Origin of the sequence: Pseudomonas sp. JUb52 (assembly GCF_004341115.1) — a bacterium.
In the GTDB taxonomy this organism is placed as follows: Bacteria; Pseudomonadota; Gammaproteobacteria; order Pseudomonadales; family Pseudomonadaceae; genus Chryseomonas; species Chryseomonas oryzihabitans.
This window is the reverse complement of sequence record NZ_SLYS01000001.1, coordinates 396996-412303: the sequence shown is the minus strand read 5'-3', so window position 1 is coordinate 412303 and position 15308 is coordinate 396996. Positions and strand designations below refer to the sequence as shown.

Sequence of the window (15308 nt, the reverse complement as noted above, 5' to 3'; positions counted from 1 at the left end):
GTCCTCCAGGTTCAACCGACACGGGCCGTGATGAGGGCGACGCCGGCGATGATCAGGACGATGCCTGCCGCCGTGGTCCAGGGAAAGGCTTCGCGAAAGATCACCACCGACAGCAGCGCGACACTGGCGATGGCCCCGGCCGTCAGTACCGGATGCGCCACGTTCAGCGGCAGCTTGGCGAGGGCGGCGGCATACAGCAGAAAGGCCAGGCCATACATGAACAGCCCCAGCCAGAACGGCCAGTTGGCCAGCGCGCCCATGGGATCGCTCAGGCTGGGAAAGCGCCGCGGGGGCAGCATGGCCAGCTTCACCAGCACGCTGGCCGAGGCGTTGGACGCGATACCCAGGATCAGGATCAGCCACTTCATGCGGCAGCCTCCGGCAGGTCTCGATAGGCCTTGACCGCGACCCGGACGCCACGCTCCAGCGCGGCTAGGTTGGAGCCCTGCTTGGCCGGCAGCATCTCGATGCTGACGACCTGTTCCGGCAGCCGCCGGGTCAGGGCGAAGGCGATGCCCTCGTGGTTGGTACCGCCCTCCCCCAGGGTCACCAGGTCCGGCTCGCTGGCATGGACGTGGCCGATCAGCTCGGCATGCTCTTCGAGCACCCGCGCGGCATCTTCCTCGTTGATGGTCAGGGCGCCGGTATCGAGTTGCATGCGGATCGCCGGATGCTCGACCGCCCGCACCACGGCGGCGGTGGAGTCGCTGTCGATCATGAAGTTGGCGCCATAGCGCGGCGGATTCGGCTCCAGGCAGATCTGCACGTCATGGGTCGCGGCCACATCGCCCAGACGGCGGAAGAAATCCCGTGCCTGAGCCAGGGCTTGGTCGTCACTCAATCCCGAGCGATCGCGATTGCGCGGCGAGCCGAACACCAGGCGCGTCGCGCCCAGCCCCTCGGCGACCCGGCAGACGCCCTCCAGCTGCGCCAGCAGCGCGCGCTGAATGTCGTCGGCGCCGAAGACATTGAGTCCGGTGGTGCCGAACAGCAGGGCCTGCATGCCGGTGATCTCGATGCCGCGGGCCTGCCACTGCTGACGCACCGCCTGGATCTCCCGGGCGGTGGCCGTCTTGGGATCGGCGAAATACTTGCCGGGCGCGATGTCGATGGCATCCACCCGGTGTTGCTGCAGGATCTCGGCGACCATGGCGTCATCGGTCGGATCCCAGGCGATATTGGAGATGGCGATGCGCATCACTGAGCCTCCGCCTTGATGACCGGAGGTTCCGACTGCGCATAGGCGCGCACGGCCAGCAAGGTATCGCGGGCGCTGTACTGGTAGCCGTCACGACCGCCGAAGACCTCGGCATGCACGCTGCGGAAATCGTAGCGCGCCGGCGTACCCTCCAGGGTGTTGCCGAAGTCGCGTCCGAAGCCCTGGCGGGCGATGTCCGCCACACTGATGGGCTCGGCGGTCAGGTGCACCAGCTCCAGCCCGGCGGCCTGGGCGGCCTGGATGTCATAGCCGAGGTTGACCATCGGATAGAACTGGAAGACACCACGGCTTTCCACCGCGTGCAGGTTGTTGTCGTTGAGCAGGTCGTAGATCACGTTCTTGCGCAGGCCAGGACCGACCAGGCCCGGCAGGCGGACGATCAGGGCATTGGCGAAATGCTCACGGACGAACTGTTCTAGTCGATAGCGATTGGCACCGTAGGCATGCAGTCCCTCTTCGTCCACCGCGGTGGTCTCATCCACCCCGAGCGGCTGCTTGAAGACGTCCACGGTGCTGATCAGCACGAAGGAATCGCACTGGATCCGCGACAGATGACCGATCAGGCCATCGATCTTCTGGCGATCTGCCTCGGGATCCCGGTTGGCGATCCACTTCTGTGCGGGGGCGCCGGCGCAGATGACCTGGCCATAGGGCTGGTCGCCGATCTGGTCGATATTCGTGGAGCGAAACAGCGCGCCGAAGGCTTTCTGCTTGAGCAGCGTCGACCCCACGAAGCCGCTGTACCCTATCAATGCGTCGGTCTTCATGTTGCTCACCCCTTGGTCTTGAATCTCAGGCAATAGTCCGGTTGGCACTCCTCGACGGGATAACGCTCGTCCAGGTAGGCCTTGAGTCGTGGAAACTTGTCGTGCATGGAAATGTTGTTCAGGTTGAAAGACCAGAAGGTCGTCGAATACACCACCGCTGGCGGATCGGCGCGCTGCAGGTCGCTGAGCAGATCGGCCTCGTAGGGCGGCGTGGCATAGACCGGATAGATGTACTTGGTACAGGCCGGCAGATCGGTCACCCCGTTGATGACTCCGTTATTGGCCAGATCGAAGACGCATTGGGCGCCGCTTTCCAGCAGGCGTCGTGACGCCCACTGCACCCCGGGCGTCGCCAGGGCCGCGTCATCCGGCAAGGCGGTCAGCTCTGGTACCCAGGCGAGTCCCTCGGCCCACACCCGTTCCACCGGTGACTTGTAGAGGTTGAAGGCGGCGAGCAGTACCAGCAGCGCCGCCAGGGCCGGCACCAGCAGCCGCCGGCTGAAGGCCAGCAGTGCCCCGGCCAGCAGCACCGCGAAGAACGGCGAAGGATTAAGTCCAACCAGCCCCAGCAGCACGGCAGCGGCAATGGCTGCGGCGGCCGCGCGCGGGTGGGCCGAGATATCCCAGCCGCCATTGCGCGCGAGGCGCTGCCGCCGGGCGGCATAGAGCAGGCTCAGCAGGGGTACCCAGAAGCCCATCTGGATGTGCTGGAAGTCCGCGCGATTGACCCCGATCTTGAAGAAGATCGCGAGCAGCGCCGCCAGAGCGCCAATCAGTGGCAGATCTTCGCTCCAGCGCCACGGCCAGGGCAGACAGCGGATCAGGGCGAAACCCGCCAGGGCCGTCGGCACCGCCAGCAGCAGGCTCAGCGCCAGCGGACGGGCACTCAGGCCGTAGCCCCACTGGGACGAAGTCTCCAGGAGGAAGGTCAGGTTCTTGACGTAATCGGTCAGGGCGAAGAAATCGGTACCAAAACCAAGCCAGCCGACGGTCGCCACGAAGCTCAGCAGCGACAGGAAATGCCGTCGTTGCAGGAGCAGCGTGAGCAGCACCGCCGAGCCGATGGCCAGCACCCCGGCGATGCCGCGGTCATAGGACCAGAACAGATTGAAGCCGGCCGCCAGGCCCAGCAGCACCTCGCAGACCAGTCGCCGCGGCGTGGTTTCCACCTTGCGATGCAGGCAGAAGAGAAACAGCGACAGCAGCAGGAAGAGATCGCGATAGCCCACCACCTGCGTCGCCACGGCCCCTACGGCGACCAGCAGGATCAGGCGCGCGCGGCCCTTCGGCACCGGGCACAGCAACACGGCCGTTCCCCAGAGCAGCAGTGCCGCACCGGTGTTGCACAGCCCATAGAGGATCTGGGTCACCAGGAAGGTGTGCTGGGCGCCGAACCAGATCTCCGCCAGCCATACCGGGATGAAATCCAGCCCACCATGGATGGTGAAGGCATGGGCGCCCGGCTGACTGTGCAGCAGCGTCGGCAGCGTGGCGAAATATTCCCCCTGGTGGAAGGGGTCGAGGATGACGCCCTTGCCGAACAGAAAGAAATTGATGATGGAAAAGACCAGAACGCTGATGAAGCCGGCGACGCCGGACACCCCCCTGGGTGTCGCTTCAGTGGAAGGGTTCGGCATCGAGGCGCTCCAGGGCATCGAAAATGTTGTCGATCTTGCCGCCCAGCATCGAATAGCAGCCGGGCAACTGGGGATGTTGTTCGAAGAGGATGGGACGGCCGTCGTCGCCTTCGTTCTTCATCAGAATGGTCTTCACCTCGAACAGCGAATCCCGGTACTCCACCCGGGCCGCAGCCGACATATAGCGGGCCACGTCCCGCACCATCCAGTCCGCCCGCGAGGCGCGGTCATAGCCGTCGAGCAGCGCATAGGGGTCGGTGCCGTTGGCGTCTTCCCAGTTCAGGTGCGGGGTGTAGCGCACATGGGACAGCGTGTGCAGACCCCGCGCAGGGAACGGCATCATGGAAAAGAACGGACCATCCATGACCGTCACGCCGAGATTGCGCAGTTCCGGCGGCATCTCCACCAGCGCCATCTCGGTGATTTCATGACGCAACCGGGTGGCGGTGCCGGGGAAATCGCCACCGTATTGGTTGAGGCCGCTGTAGGTGCAATTGAAGAGATAACGGCAATGCATCTCCTCCTGCCCTCCGGCTTCATCCACCACGTCGACACCCAGGCCTCCGGTTTCACCGCGGATCGCCGTCACCCGGCTCTTGAAGCGCAACTCGACGCCGACGGCATCGAGTTCGCGGCTCACTTCAGCGGCGAGTACGGCGGAGTTGAAGGCATATTCCTCGGTGAGATAAACCGCCTCGATCAGTCGATCGTCGAACAATCGACTTAATTCCTCGGACGCCGGCTGCAGGGAAGCCTCGATTCCCTGACAGAAGCGTTCGAACTGTTTGGCCGTTACCTTGGAGTTGTTGCGGGCAATGGCATACAACTTGGTGAAGTCCCGCACCACCACATCGGGATAGTCGCGCAGGAAGCGCGGCAAGTTGACCCGACTGCGAAAAGCCGTGACGAAACTGCGCGGATAGTGATAACCGTTATGGACACGTGCCTGATTGTGATAAGAGGCACGCTTCAACAGCCCGTCCTCCCGCTCGATCAGAGTGACTTTCGCAAAGCCTCTCACGCGCATGAGATACAGGGCCGTCATGGCCCCGTAAAATCCGCCACCTATGACGATCGCATCTCTCATGATCGTCAGGCCATGCCGGATTGAGTGGCCGGCCTTGCGGCATTACCGCCCTGCACTACTTCGACATTGAGCTTGTCACGACGCGTCATGACCGCACTCGTGAACTCTTGGGCAACATGATAGAGCGGCCCTTCGTTGACTCTGTGGGTCAACTGCAGGACATATTCGCCGAGGACCAGCAGGACCAGCGAAATCAGAAAGAACATGCCGGACTGCTGTAATGAAATCGTCACCCAACCCGGCGCGACGTCATCCTTGAACAGGCCGATGGCGATGACGTAAATCGAATAGAGCAGATTGGACAGGGCGCCGACGATGGACAGGAAACTGACCATGCGCATGGGCTTGCGGGTGGAGGACACCAGCAGCCGGGCACCGCGATCGAAACTGCCGGACAGCCGCTTGGGCTTGGTGCTGCGCGGCGGCATGCTGTATTCGAGATTGATACGCGAGAAGCCCGCCGTCGCCGGCAGATGGCGGTAGGTCAGCGCCGGCGCGGGATGGCGCAGGATGTAGTTGATGACCTTCTTGCTGAGCATCCGGTACTGAGGCGCATCCTTGGCCAGATCGACGCCGTTGAACTGCTTGTAGAGGCTGTTGAAGCCTCTGGAGCAAAGACTGTACAGCAGGGTCTGCCGAACTTTCTGCTGATTGTTGGCGAACACCACGTCGATGCCACCGGCAGCCTGTTGCAACATGTCGGGCAAGAAAGCGATGTCATCGGTTTCCGGATCTATGACGACCGCGAAGTCCCCCAGCGCATTCTCCAGTCCCACCCAGGCAGCGGTATCGGAGTCCACTTCCTTGGTCAGGGCATATACCTGCAGATTGGGCAGGCCATTGATGCTGGTGAGTTGCTTCAATCGAGCTACGCTGTCATCAGAAGAGGCGTTGTCGACAATGATAAGTTCGTAGTCACTTACCAAGGGACCGATGACAGTTGCGGCGCGCTCCAGGACGCTCTGCAACTCGGTAGCCTGATTACGCACAACGAACACGACTGAAAGTAGGACGGGATAAAAGGCCATGACGCGAACCTCCAGAGGCGCTCCAGATTCATGCAATGCAGACGGTTAGCCAACGGAGAGTACAGATAAATTCGGCAGGTTTTCGTCTGCTGCTCTATGCTGTGATCACAGCCACAAATCGCTACTGGAAGAGCTTGGAAGTCGGACAAGGTCGCCGTTTTTGCCCTATCCTCCAAACTGCTGTATCGGTTCGGCAAGGGCACTTCAAGGCGTCGAATCGTGAGGAGAGGTACTGGAAAGGAATCTGGTGTCCCAGAGTGGGGTCGAACCACCAACCTTCCCCTTAGGAGGGGGATGCTCTATCCAATTGAGCTACTGGGACAGGAAAGGGCGCTCATGGTAACGAGCAGCGGAAGGTTTGTCATGTTCCGGTTCAAGTAGCGCTGCAGTGCGCAAGGACTGGCATAGGCAGGAAGTTCTTCGGCAGCTTTGTAATTTGTTCTGTACGTCGGTAAATTGACGTCAATAAAAACAGATACCTAGGGACAGGTGGTTACAGAGTCCAAGGTGCCGTGAGTGCTAGCGGAACGAGACGAGGGCTTACGCCTTCACTGATTTTTGACTCCAGATGAAGTACCTCAATGACCCAGGCCATTAGATCCTACTCAAGCCGTACCGCTGACAAATTCGTCGTGCGTCTGCCCGAGGGCATGCGAGAGCGCATCGCGGATGTGGCCCGCAACCATCATCGCAGCATGAACTCCGAAATCATCGCGCGACTCGAGCAGAGCTTGCAGCAAGAGGGCGCCCTTGGTGACGAACCCGGGCTTCGCCTGGACAGTCCGGAGATCACCGCCAGTGAGCGGGAGTTGCTGCAGCGCTTTCGGCAACTCTCGGGTCGCCAGCAGAACGCTCTGATCTCGCTGATCGCCCACGACATCGACGCCGCATCCTGACGGCGTCCGGGCTGCCCTGCGCCTGGGTAGCCCGTTGCACCCCGCCCTGCCCTACATCAGGAACAGGGTGGCGAGCCCCAAGAAGATGAAGAAACCGCCGCTGTCGGTGACCGCGGTGATCAGGACGCTCGACCCCATGGCCGGGTCGCGACCGAAGCGCTGCAGCGTCATGGGAATCAGCACACCCATGAACGCCGCCAGCAGCAGATTCAGGGTCATGGCACCCATCATCACCAGGCCCAGTGACCAGCTGCTGTAGAGATAGAAGGCCACCAGCCCTATCACCCCACCCCAGATGACACCATTGCACAGGGCGACACCCATTTCCTTGCGCAGCAGGCGCGCGGTGCTGGTCACGCTGATCTGCCCCAGCGCCATGGCGCGCACGATCATGGTGATGGCCTGGTTGCCCGAGTTGCCACCGATGCCGGCGACGATGGGCATGAGCGCGGCCAGGGCCACCAGCTTTTCGATCGAACCTTCGAACAGGCCGATGACCCGCGAGGCGATGAAGGCCGTGATCAGGTTGGTGGCCAGCCAGGTCCAGCGGTTGCCGACCGATTTCCACACCGACGCGAAGACGTCTTCGTCTTCGCGCAGACCGGCCATGCTGAGGACTTCGCTTTCGCTTTCCTCGCGGATCAGGTCGACCATCTCGTCGATGGTGAGACGGCCGATCAGCTTGCCGTTCTTGTCCACCACCGGCGCCGAAACCAGGTCGTAGCGCTCGAACGCCTGGGCCGCGTCGTAGGCGTCGCCGTCCGGATGGAAGGCCACCGCCTCCTTGGCCATGACCTCGACCACCAGCTTTTCCGGATCGTTGACCAGCAGTCGCTTGATCGGCAGCACCCCCTTGAGGATGCTGTCGTTGTCGACCACGAACAGCTTGTCGGTGTGATCGGGCAGTTCTTTCAGCCGGCGGAGATAACGCAGCACCACTTCCAGGGCGACGTCATCACGAATGGTCACCATCTCGAAGTCCATCAGCGCGCCAACCTGGTCCTCTTCGTAGGACAGCGCGGAGCGCACCCGCTCGCGCTGCTGGGCGTCGAGGGCTTCCATCAGCTCATGGACGACGTCGCGCGGCAGGTCCGGCGCCAGATCGGCGAGTTCGTCGGCGTCCAGTTGACCGGCTACCGCGAGGATTTCCTGATCGTCCATGTCGGCGATCAGCGTCTCGCGAACGGCGTCCGAGACTTCCAGCAGGATCTCGCCATCGCGCTCGGTCTTGACCAGCCCCCAGACGGTCAGGCGGTCTTCCTGCGGCAGGGCTTCAAGGATGAAGGCGACGTCGGCCGGATGCAGTTCGTCCAGCCGGGCACGCAGCTCTTCGAGGCCTTCTTCGGGAATATCGGCGGGAGCTACGGGGACGCGGTCGTGGTCTTCACGCGCCTCGACGGCGAGGTCGTAGCGCTCCAGCAACTCGACGACCTGGGCGAGACGCTCCTGCAGCGTCTCGTGGGGCTTTCTGATTTCTGCTTCGTTCACTACGGTCATAGCGCACTCCGGCCCGCCGGCGGAGCGCACCGACGAACCCTATCTCAACAACGGGACGAAAAAGGCGATTGAGTGTTGACTGGGTAAGTCCATAAGGGGGGATGACCACTGCCCCGGCGGGGCTGACGGCGGGGATGATACACCGGACCGGTTGCAGGTGCGAATGCAAAAGGTTTTCAAAACAGCTATTTACAAGGGCTCTGGGCCGGTGTCGAAGCCGCGATTTCAACGCTCGTCCAGCGGTCGTTACTCCGCTAAGCTTGAGCGCTACGTCAAGGAGGACGTCCCATGAAGAAGCTCGTCGTGCTCGGCCTGTTGCTGGGCTGCGCCTCTGTCCAGTCGGCCACGGTCTATCGTTGCGAAGATGCCGCCGGCCACCTCACCTTTTCCGCCAGCGGCTGTGCCTCGGACAGCGACAGCCGCCTGCAACGCGCGGACAATCCCCGCCCGGGCGGCGCCAGGCCCACGCTGATGGCGAAACCGAAAGCCACTCCGCGCAAGGAGGCCCCACGCGCACCGACGGTAGTGGCTACCAGGACGGATGGGTGCGGCGATCTGCTCAGCCCCAGCGAAAGGCGGCAGGCGATCATCCGGGGGCAAGTCAAGATCGGCATGAGCCGGGCGGACGTGGAGAACGCCCTGGGACCGCCGCAGCGGATTTCCCAGCTGGATGCGCTGACTCGCTATCACTACGAGGCGCGCCAGCGCAAGGAACGCTCGCGCCTGGTGACCTTCGATGACCAGGGTTGCGTGCGTCGACGTTGACGCCCGCAACCGGCTGACACCGTGTCAGAGCACGGCGCGGGGGTAGGAACCGAGGACCTTGAGCGCCACGGCACTGGTGGACAGGCGCTCCAGCACATCGCGGATCAGCGGATCGGCCTGGTGGCCGAGGAAATCGATGAAGAAGACATAGGTCCACTTGCCGCTGCGCGAGGGCCGCGTCTCGATCCGGCTGAGGTCGATGTTGTTGGTGTGGAACGGCAGCAACAGCTCGTGCAGGGCGCCCGGCTTGTTTTGCATGGAGACGATGATGGAGGTCTTGTCGTCGCCGCTGGGCGGCACTTCCTGGTTGCCGATGATGAGGAAGCGCGTGGAGTTGTCCGGGCGATCCTCGATCTTCTGCTGCACCGGGGTCAGGCCATAGAGCGAGGCCGCCATGTCGCCGGCGATGGCCGCGCTGTTCCACTCCCCCTTTACCCGCCGCGCCGCTTCGGCATTGCTGGCCACCGCCACCCGCTCGACGCTCGGGTAGTAGGAGTCCAGCCACTTGCGGCACTGGGCCAGTGACTGGGCGTGGGAATAGATGCGGGTGATGCTGTCGGCCTTGGTGTTCTCGCCGATCAGCAGGTGGTGGTGGATGCGCAGCTCCACTTCGCCGCAGATCGACAGGTTGTGCTCGAGGAAGCTGTCCAGGGTGTGGTTGACCGCCCCTTCGGTGGAGTTTTCCACCGGAACCACGCCGAAGTTGGAGGCGCCGGCGGCGACCTCACGGAAGACCTCGTCGATGGCCGCCATGGGCCGGGTCACCACGGCCTTGCCGAAGTGCTTGAGCGCCGCGGCCTGGGAAAAGGTGCCTTCCGGGCCGAGGTAGGCCACGTGCAGCGGCTCTTCCAGGGCCAGGCAGCAGGACATGATCTCGCGGAACAGCCGCGCCATGTCTTCGTCGCGGACCGGACCGCCATTGCGCTCCATGACCCGCTTGAGCACCTGGGCCTCGCGCTCGGGCCGGTAGAACACGGGCTTTTCGCCCTCCGCCAGCGTTCCCATCTTGACCCGTGCCACGTCCTGGGCGCAGCGGGCACGTTCGCTGATCAGCTCCTGGATGCGTTCGTCCAGACTGTCGATACGCAGGCGCAGGGCCTTGAGCTCGTGTTCCGACATGATCAGCCGTGCTCCTTCTCGAATTCGGCCAGATAGGTCACCAGCGCCTGGACGGCTTCCAGGGTCACGGCGTTATAGATGGAAGCGCGCATGCCGCCTACCGAACGGTGGCCCTGCAGATACAGCAGGCCGCGCGCTTCGGCGCCCTCGAGGAAGGCCTTGTCGAGGCGCTCGTCAGCCAGGCGGAAGGGCACGTTCATCCAGGAACGATCGTTCTTGGCGATGGGGTTGCTGTAGAAGTCGCTGGCGTCGATGAAGCCGTACAGGAGCTCCTTCTTCTGGCGATTCAGGCGCTCCATGGCGGACAGACCGCCCTGCTCCTTCAGCCACTTGAACACCAGGCCCGACAGGTACCAGGAGAAGGTGGCCGGGGTGTTGTACATGGAGCCGTTGTCGGCCTCGACCTTGTAGTCGAGCAGCGTCGGGCAGGCGGCGCGGGCGCGACCCAGCAGGTCCTCGCGGACGATCACCACCACCAGGCCGCTGGGCCCGATGTTCTTCTGGGCCCCGGCGTAGATCAGCCCGAAGCGCGAGACGTCCAGCGGACGCGAGAGGATGTCGGAAGAGGCATCCGCCACCAGGGGCACGTCACCCACGTCCGGAATCCAGTCGAATTCCAGGCCGCCGATGGTCTCGTTGGGGGTGTAGTGGACGTAGGCGGCGTCCTTGGACAGCTGCCATTCATGCTGCCCCGGAATGGCGAAGTAGTCGTAGCCCTTGGAACTGGCGGCGACGTTGACGGTGCCATAGTGCCGCGCCTGCTCGATGGCCTTGCGCGACCAGATGCCGGTATCGATGTAGTCGGCCTTGCCGCCCTCGGGCATCAGGTTCATCGCCAGCTGAGCGAATTGCAGACTGGCGCCGCCCTGCAGGAACAGGACCCTGTAGTTGCTGGGGATGGCCAGCAACTCGCGCAGGTCGGCCTCGGCCTGGTTGGAGATGGCGGTGAAGTCTTCACCGCGGTGGCTCATCTCCATCACCGACAGGCCACGGCCCTGCCAATCCAGCAGATCGGCCTGGGCCTGGCGCAGCACAGCTTCAGGCAGGGCCGCCGGGCCGGCGCAGAAGTTGTAGGCACGCTTGCTCATCACTCGTCATCCTCGTTGGGCAGGTCATCGCTCGGCACGTCGCTGGCACCGGGCAGCACATCGTCCTGGTCGGGTTCGTGGCTGTCGACCGGCAGTTCCTTGTCGAGCACCTCGTCGTCCAGCTCGGCTTCGTGGTCCAGCAGCTCTTCGTCCACCGAAGGCTCCTGCACCCGCTCCAGGCCCACCAGTTTCTCGCCCTTGCCGAGCTTGATCAGGGTGACGCCCTGGGTGTTGCGGCCGGTACGGGAGATACCCTCGACCGGCGTCCGCACCAGGGTGCCCTGGTCGGAGATCAGCATGATCTCCTCGCCGTCCAGCACCTGGATGGCACCGATCAGGGGACCGTTGCGCTCGTTGATGACCATGGCGATCACGCCCTGGCCACCGCGACCACGCTGCGGGTATTCGGCCATGGCGGTGCGCTTGCCAAAGCCATTGAGGCTGGCGGTGAGGATCTCGGCGCCCGGCTCGGGGATCAGCATGGAGATCAGGCGCTGGTTCTCGGCCAGACGCATGCCGCGTACACCGCGGGCGGTACGGCCCATGGTGCGCACATGACGCTCCTTGAAGCGGATGACCTTGCCACCGTCGGAGAACAGCATGACCTCGCGGGCACCATCGGTGATGGCGGCGGCGATCAGGCTGTCGCCCTCTTCCAGCTTCAGCGCGATCAGGCCGTTGCTGCGCGGACGGCTGAACTGCACCAGCGGAGTCTTCTTCACGGTGCCGTTGCGGGTGGCCATGAAGATGTAGGCGCCGGTGGGCTCGTCCTGGTCGGCGTCGAGGATTTCGCCCTCTTCGCCTTCGCTCTCGACGTCGTCTTCCACCAGCACGGCGTCTTCGATGTCCAGGTTGTCGTCCTGCTCGCCCAGGTCTTCTTCACCGATGGGCGCCTGCTGGCGCACGGCTTCCAGATCGACCGGCAGCATGGCGGTGATGCGCTCGCCTTCGGCCAGCGGCAGCAGGTTGACCAGCGGACGGCCACGGGCGGCGCGGGAGGCCTCGGGGATCTCGTAGGTGCGCTTCCAGTAGACCTTGCCCAGACTGGAGAACAGCAGCAGGGTGGTATGGCTGTTGGCGACCAGCAGGTGTTCGATGTAGTCCTCTTCCTTGACCGCCGAGGCCGAACGGCCGCGACCGCCCCGGCGCTGGGCCTGGTAGGCGTGCAGCGGCTGGGACTTGGCGTAGCCGCCATGGGAGATGGTGACGACGCGGTCTTCCTCGGTGATGAGGTCGGCGATGGTCAGGTCCACCTGGGAGGCGATGATCTCGGTGCGACGCTTGTCGCCGAACTCGGCCTTGACCTTTTCCAGCTCCTCGCGGATGACTTCCATCAGCCGCTCGGGGTTGGTCAGGATGCGGATCAGCTCGCCGATCTGCAGCAGGATCTCCTGGTACTCGGCGATGAGCTTCTCGTGCTCCAGGCCGGTCAGGCGGTGCAGGCGCAGGTCGAGAATCGCCTGGGCCTGTTCCGGCGAGAGGTGGTACTTGCCCTCGTGCAGACCGTACTGCTCGGGCAGTTCGTCCGGACGGCAGGAATCGGCGCCGGCGCGCTCGACCATCTCGCGTACCGCACTGGACTCCCAGGGCGTGGCGATCAGGCGTTCCTTGGCTTCGGCCGGGGTCGGCGAGCTCTTGATCAGCTCGATGACCGGATCGATGTTGGACAGGGCGACCGCCTGGCCTTCGAGGATGTGGCCACGCTCGCGCGCCTTGCGCAGTTCGTAGACGGTCCGCCGGGTGACGACTTCGCGACGGTGGCGAATGAAGGCTTCCAGCAGTTCCTTGAGGTTCAGGGTGCGCGGCTGGCCGTCGAGCAGGGCCACCACGTTGATGCCGAACACCGTCTGCAGCTGGGTCTGGGCATAGAGGTTGTTGAGTACCACCTCGGGGGTCTCGCCGCGACGCAGCTCGATGACCACGCGCATGCCGTCCTTGTCGGACTCGTCGCGCAACTCGGTGATGCCTTCGATCTTCTTCTCTTTCACCAGCTCGGCGATCTTCTCGATCAGCCGTGCCTTGTTGAGCTGGTAGGGCAGCTCGGTGATGACGATCTGCTGGCGATTGGCGCTCTTGTCGATGTCCTCGACCTCGGCGCGGGCCCGCACATAGATGCGGCCACGACCGGTGCGATAGGCCTCGATGATGCCGGCGCGACCGTTGATGATGCCCGCGGTCGGGAAGTCCGGACCAGGGATGTACTGCATCAGGTCGTCGACGGTCAGCTCGCTGTTCTCGATCAGCGCCAGGCAGCCGTCGATCACCTCGCCGAGGTTGTGCGGCGGGATGTTGGTGGCCATGCCGACCGCGATGCCGCTGGAGCCGTTGACCAGCAGGTTGGGGATGCGCGTGGGCATCACCGCCGGGATCTGCTCGGTGCCGTCGTAGTTGGGCACCCAGTCGACGGTTTCCTTGTCCAGGTCGGCCAGCAGCTCGTGGGCGAGCTTGGACATCCGCACTTCGGTGTAACGCATGGCCGCGGCGTTGTCGCCGTCCACCGAACCGAAGTTGCCCTGGCCATCCACCAGCATGTAGCGCAGCGAGAACGGCTGGGCCATCCGCACGATGGTGTCGTAGACGGCGGTGTCGCCGTGGGGGTGGTACTTACCGATGACGTCACCCACCACACGGGCGGATTTCTTGTACGGCTTGTTCCAGTCGTTGCCCAGCTCGCTCATGGCGTAGAGCACGCGCCGGTGCACCGGCTTGAGGCCGTCGCGCACATCCGGCAGGGCCCGGCCGACGATGACGCTCATCGCGTAGTCGAGATACGACTGCCGCAATTCGTCTTCGATATTGACCGGGAGGATTTCTTTGGCCAGTTCACCCATGAGAAGCCTGGTTCCTTCTGATCTGAAAAGCGCTAGGGCTCGCCCGCATGTCGGCCGAGCCTGATATAGGAGAGGCGAAAGCCCGTCTGGCGGCGCCTGCCACCGGCAGCGCGAAGGCGCTCCAGCCGGTTTTCAGCACTGCATCACCGCCTACCGAGGGCTTTCGGACAAAGCCTGTGCAAAGAGCGAAATTCTAACACATTCAGGGATGTATCCGCCCCTGGCGATCACCTCAGTGCAGGCGTCGGCGATTCATCAGCTCGGCCATCTTCTTGGCGTCCGGACGCTCCACCACACCGCGCTCGGTGACGATGGCATCGATGAGATCGGCCGGGGTGACGTCGAACACCGGATTGAAGGCCTCGACCTCGGCGGCGATGCGCTGGCCACCGGCTTCCAGCAACTCGTGACCGGCGCGTTCCTCGATGGGGATGTCGTCACCGGACGCCAGATTCATGTCGATGGTGGAGCTGGGCGCCACAACCATGAAGCGCACCCCGTGGTGCATGGCGATGACCGCCAGGTTGTAGGTGCCGATCTTGTTGGCCACGTCGCCGTTGGCGGTGATGCGATCGGCGCCGACGATCACCCAGGCGACGTTGCGCGTCTTCATCAGGTGAGCGGCGGCGGCATCGGCGTTGAGGCTGACCGGGATGCCCTCCCCGGCCAGTTCCCAGGCGGTCAGGCGCGAGCCCTGCAGCCAGGGGCGGGTCTCGTCGGCATGGACGCATTCCACCAGGCCATCCAGATGCGCGGCGCGCAAGACCCCCAGGGCGGTACCGAAGCCACCGGTGGCCAGGGCGCCGGTGTTGCAGTGCGTGAGGAAGGTCTGCTTGCTGGCGTCGTGCTTGCGGATCAGCTCGACGCCCAGCTGGGCCATGGTCAGATTGGCCTCGCGATCGCTCAGGTGGATGGCCACGGCCTCGGCCTCCAGCGCCGCCAGGGCGCCCTCCCCGGCCGCTCGCGTCAGGCGCTCGCGCATCCGGTTGAGCGCCCAGAACAGATTGACCGCGGTGGGCCGCGAGGCCGCCAGCAGTTCGAAGTCGGCGCTGACGGTGGCTTGCCAGTCCTCGCCCGCCGCGGCGCGCTGACGGGCACCCAGCACCACGCCGTAGGCGGCGCTGATGCCGATGGCCGGGGCACCGCGTACCAGCATGTCGCGGATGGCCTGGGCCACCTCGGCGGCGCTGTGACAGGCGACCCAGTGTTCGCGCAGCGGCAACAGGCGCTGGTCGAGCAGGTGCAGGGCACCGTCCCGCCATTCGATCGCCTTGATCTTTTCCGCCGCCAGCAGACGCTCTCGCATGATCTCTCCTCGACCTGAATCTGTAGCCCGCCAGTATACCGGCATCGGCGTGCGGATTTAGCGGTAGC

The 15308-nt window shown here is 64.0% G+C and carries 13 protein-coding genes and 1 tRNA gene; 2 read left to right on the top strand and 12 right to left on the bottom strand.

What is annotated here, in order from left to right:
* Positions 1–11: 11 nt before the first annotated feature.
* The 7 genes from EC839_RS02050 to EC839_RS02020 form a co-directional block, all read right to left on the bottom strand.
* Complete coding sequence (locus EC839_RS02050; RefSeq protein WP_007160456.1) at positions 12–368, bottom strand: SMR family transporter; 357 nt, start codon at positions 366–368, stop codon at positions 12–14.
* Complete coding sequence (locus tag EC839_RS02045) at positions 365–1198, bottom strand: sugar phosphate isomerase/epimerase (RefSeq protein WP_132832006.1); 834 nt, start codon at positions 1196–1198, stop codon at positions 365–367. Before EC839_RS02045 ends, EC839_RS02050 begins: the two co-directional genes overlap by 4 nt.
* Positions 1198–1986, bottom strand: a complete 789-nt coding sequence (locus tag EC839_RS02040) for an NAD(P)-dependent oxidoreductase (RefSeq protein ID WP_132832005.1) — start codon at positions 1984–1986, stop codon at positions 1198–1200. Before EC839_RS02040 ends, EC839_RS02045 begins: the two co-directional genes overlap by 1 nt.
* Before the next feature lie 5 nt (positions 1987–1991).
* On the bottom strand, positions 1992–3623 hold the full coding sequence (locus tag EC839_RS02035; RefSeq protein ID WP_256680902.1) for a hypothetical protein: 1632 nt from the start codon (positions 3621–3623) through the stop codon (positions 1992–1994).
* Positions 3604–4668, bottom strand: a complete 1065-nt coding sequence (locus EC839_RS02030) for an FAD-dependent oxidoreductase (RefSeq protein ID WP_372237625.1) — start codon at positions 4666–4668, stop codon at positions 3604–3606. The genes EC839_RS02035 and EC839_RS02030 overlap by 20 nt, the downstream gene beginning before the upstream one ends.
* A gap of 47 nt (positions 4669–4715) precedes the next feature.
* Entirely contained in the window at positions 4716–5738 is a 1023-nt protein-coding gene (locus tag EC839_RS02025; protein WP_132832003.1) for a glycosyltransferase, read from the bottom strand.
* 245 nt (positions 5739–5983) lie between these two features.
* Positions 5984–6060 (bottom strand) — tRNA-Arg (locus tag EC839_RS02020).
* A 259-nt stretch (positions 6061–6319) separates the two neighbouring features.
* Between EC839_RS02020 and EC839_RS02015 the strand changes: the two genes are divergently transcribed.
* The gene (locus EC839_RS02015; protein WP_007160462.1) at positions 6320–6634 is read left to right on the top strand and encodes an Arc family DNA-binding protein; all 315 of its coding nucleotides are present in this window, start codon (positions 6320–6322) and stop codon (positions 6632–6634) included.
* 51 nt (positions 6635–6685) lie between these two features.
* On the opposite strand, the gene mgtE is transcribed toward EC839_RS02015, so the two are convergent.
* Complete coding sequence (gene mgtE / locus EC839_RS02010; protein ID WP_372237624.1) at positions 6686–8131, bottom strand: magnesium transporter; 1446 nt, start codon at positions 8129–8131, stop codon at positions 6686–6688.
* Positions 8132–8419: 288 nt separating this feature from the next.
* On the opposite strand from mgtE, the gene EC839_RS02005 reads away from it, so the two are divergent.
* Entirely contained in the window at positions 8420–8896 is a 477-nt protein-coding gene (locus EC839_RS02005) for a DUF4124 domain-containing protein (protein ID WP_132832002.1), read from the top strand.
* A 24-nt stretch (positions 8897–8920) separates the two neighbouring features.
* Here EC839_RS02005 and pheA read toward each other — a convergent pair whose 3' ends face one another.
* From pheA to mtnA, 4 genes are all read right to left on the bottom strand, one after another.
* Positions 8921–10015 carry a prephenate dehydratase gene (gene pheA / locus EC839_RS02000; RefSeq protein ID WP_027598051.1) on the bottom strand — a complete coding sequence of 365 codons (1095 nt, stop codon included), beginning with the start codon at positions 10013–10015 and terminating at the stop codon, positions 8921–8923.
* A 2-nt stretch (positions 10016–10017) separates the two neighbouring features.
* Positions 10018–11103 (bottom strand): 3-phosphoserine/phosphohydroxythreonine transaminase, encoded by a 1086-nt coding sequence (serC, locus tag EC839_RS01995; protein WP_132832001.1) that lies wholly within the window; start codon positions 11101–11103, stop codon positions 10018–10020.
* Positions 11103–13934 carry a DNA gyrase subunit A gene (gene gyrA, locus EC839_RS01990; protein ID WP_132832000.1) on the bottom strand — a complete coding sequence of 944 codons (2832 nt, stop codon included), beginning with the start codon at positions 13932–13934 and terminating at the stop codon, positions 11103–11105. The genes serC and gyrA overlap by 1 nt, the downstream gene beginning before the upstream one ends.
* Before the next feature lie 232 nt (positions 13935–14166).
* Entirely contained in the window at positions 14167–15240 is a 1074-nt protein-coding gene (mtnA, locus tag EC839_RS01985; RefSeq protein ID WP_132831999.1) for an S-methyl-5-thioribose-1-phosphate isomerase, read from the bottom strand.
* Positions 15241–15308 lie beyond the last annotated feature (68 nt).

Excerpts from the sequence above, each read along its gene's own strand:
- EC839_RS02050 (WP_007160456.1), bottom strand. The coding sequence starts at position 368 with ATGAAGTGGCTGATCCTGATCCTGGGTATCGCGTCCAACGCCTCGGCC.
- EC839_RS02045 (WP_132832006.1), bottom strand. The coding sequence starts at position 1,198 with ATGCGCATCGCCATCTCCAATATCGCCTGGGATCCGACCGATGACGCC.
- EC839_RS02040 (WP_132832005.1), bottom strand. The coding sequence starts at position 1,986 with ATGAAGACCGACGCATTGATAGGGTACAGCGGCTTCGTGGGGTCGACG.
- EC839_RS02035 (WP_256680902.1), bottom strand. The coding sequence starts at position 3,623 with ATGCCGAACCCTTCCACTGAAGCGACACCCAGGGGGGTGTCCGGCGTC.
- EC839_RS02030 (WP_372237625.1), bottom strand. The coding sequence starts at position 4,668 with ATGACGGCCCTGTATCTCATGCGCGTGAGAGGCTTTGCGAAAGTCACT.
- EC839_RS02025 (WP_132832003.1), bottom strand. The coding sequence starts at position 5,738 with ATGGCCTTTTATCCCGTCCTACTTTCAGTCGTGTTCGTTGTGCGTAAT.
- EC839_RS02015 (WP_007160462.1), top strand. The coding sequence starts at position 6,320 with ATGACCCAGGCCATTAGATCCTACTCAAGCCGTACCGCTGACAAATTC.
- mgtE (WP_372237624.1), bottom strand. The coding sequence starts at position 8,131 with ATGACCGTAGTGAACGAAGCAGAAATCAGAAAGCCCCACGAGACGCTG.
- EC839_RS02005 (WP_132832002.1), top strand. The coding sequence starts at position 8,420 with ATGAAGAAGCTCGTCGTGCTCGGCCTGTTGCTGGGCTGCGCCTCTGTC.
- pheA (WP_027598051.1), bottom strand. The coding sequence starts at position 10,015 with ATGTCGGAACACGAGCTCAAGGCCCTGCGCCTGCGTATCGACAGTCTG.
- serC (WP_132832001.1), bottom strand. The coding sequence starts at position 11,103 with ATGAGCAAGCGTGCCTACAACTTCTGCGCCGGCCCGGCGGCCCTGCCT.
- gyrA (WP_132832000.1), bottom strand. The coding sequence starts at position 13,934 with ATGGGTGAACTGGCCAAAGAAATCCTCCCGGTCAATATCGAAGACGAA.
- mtnA (WP_132831999.1), bottom strand. The coding sequence starts at position 15,240 with ATGCGAGAGCGTCTGCTGGCGGCGGAAAAGATCAAGGCGATCGAATGG.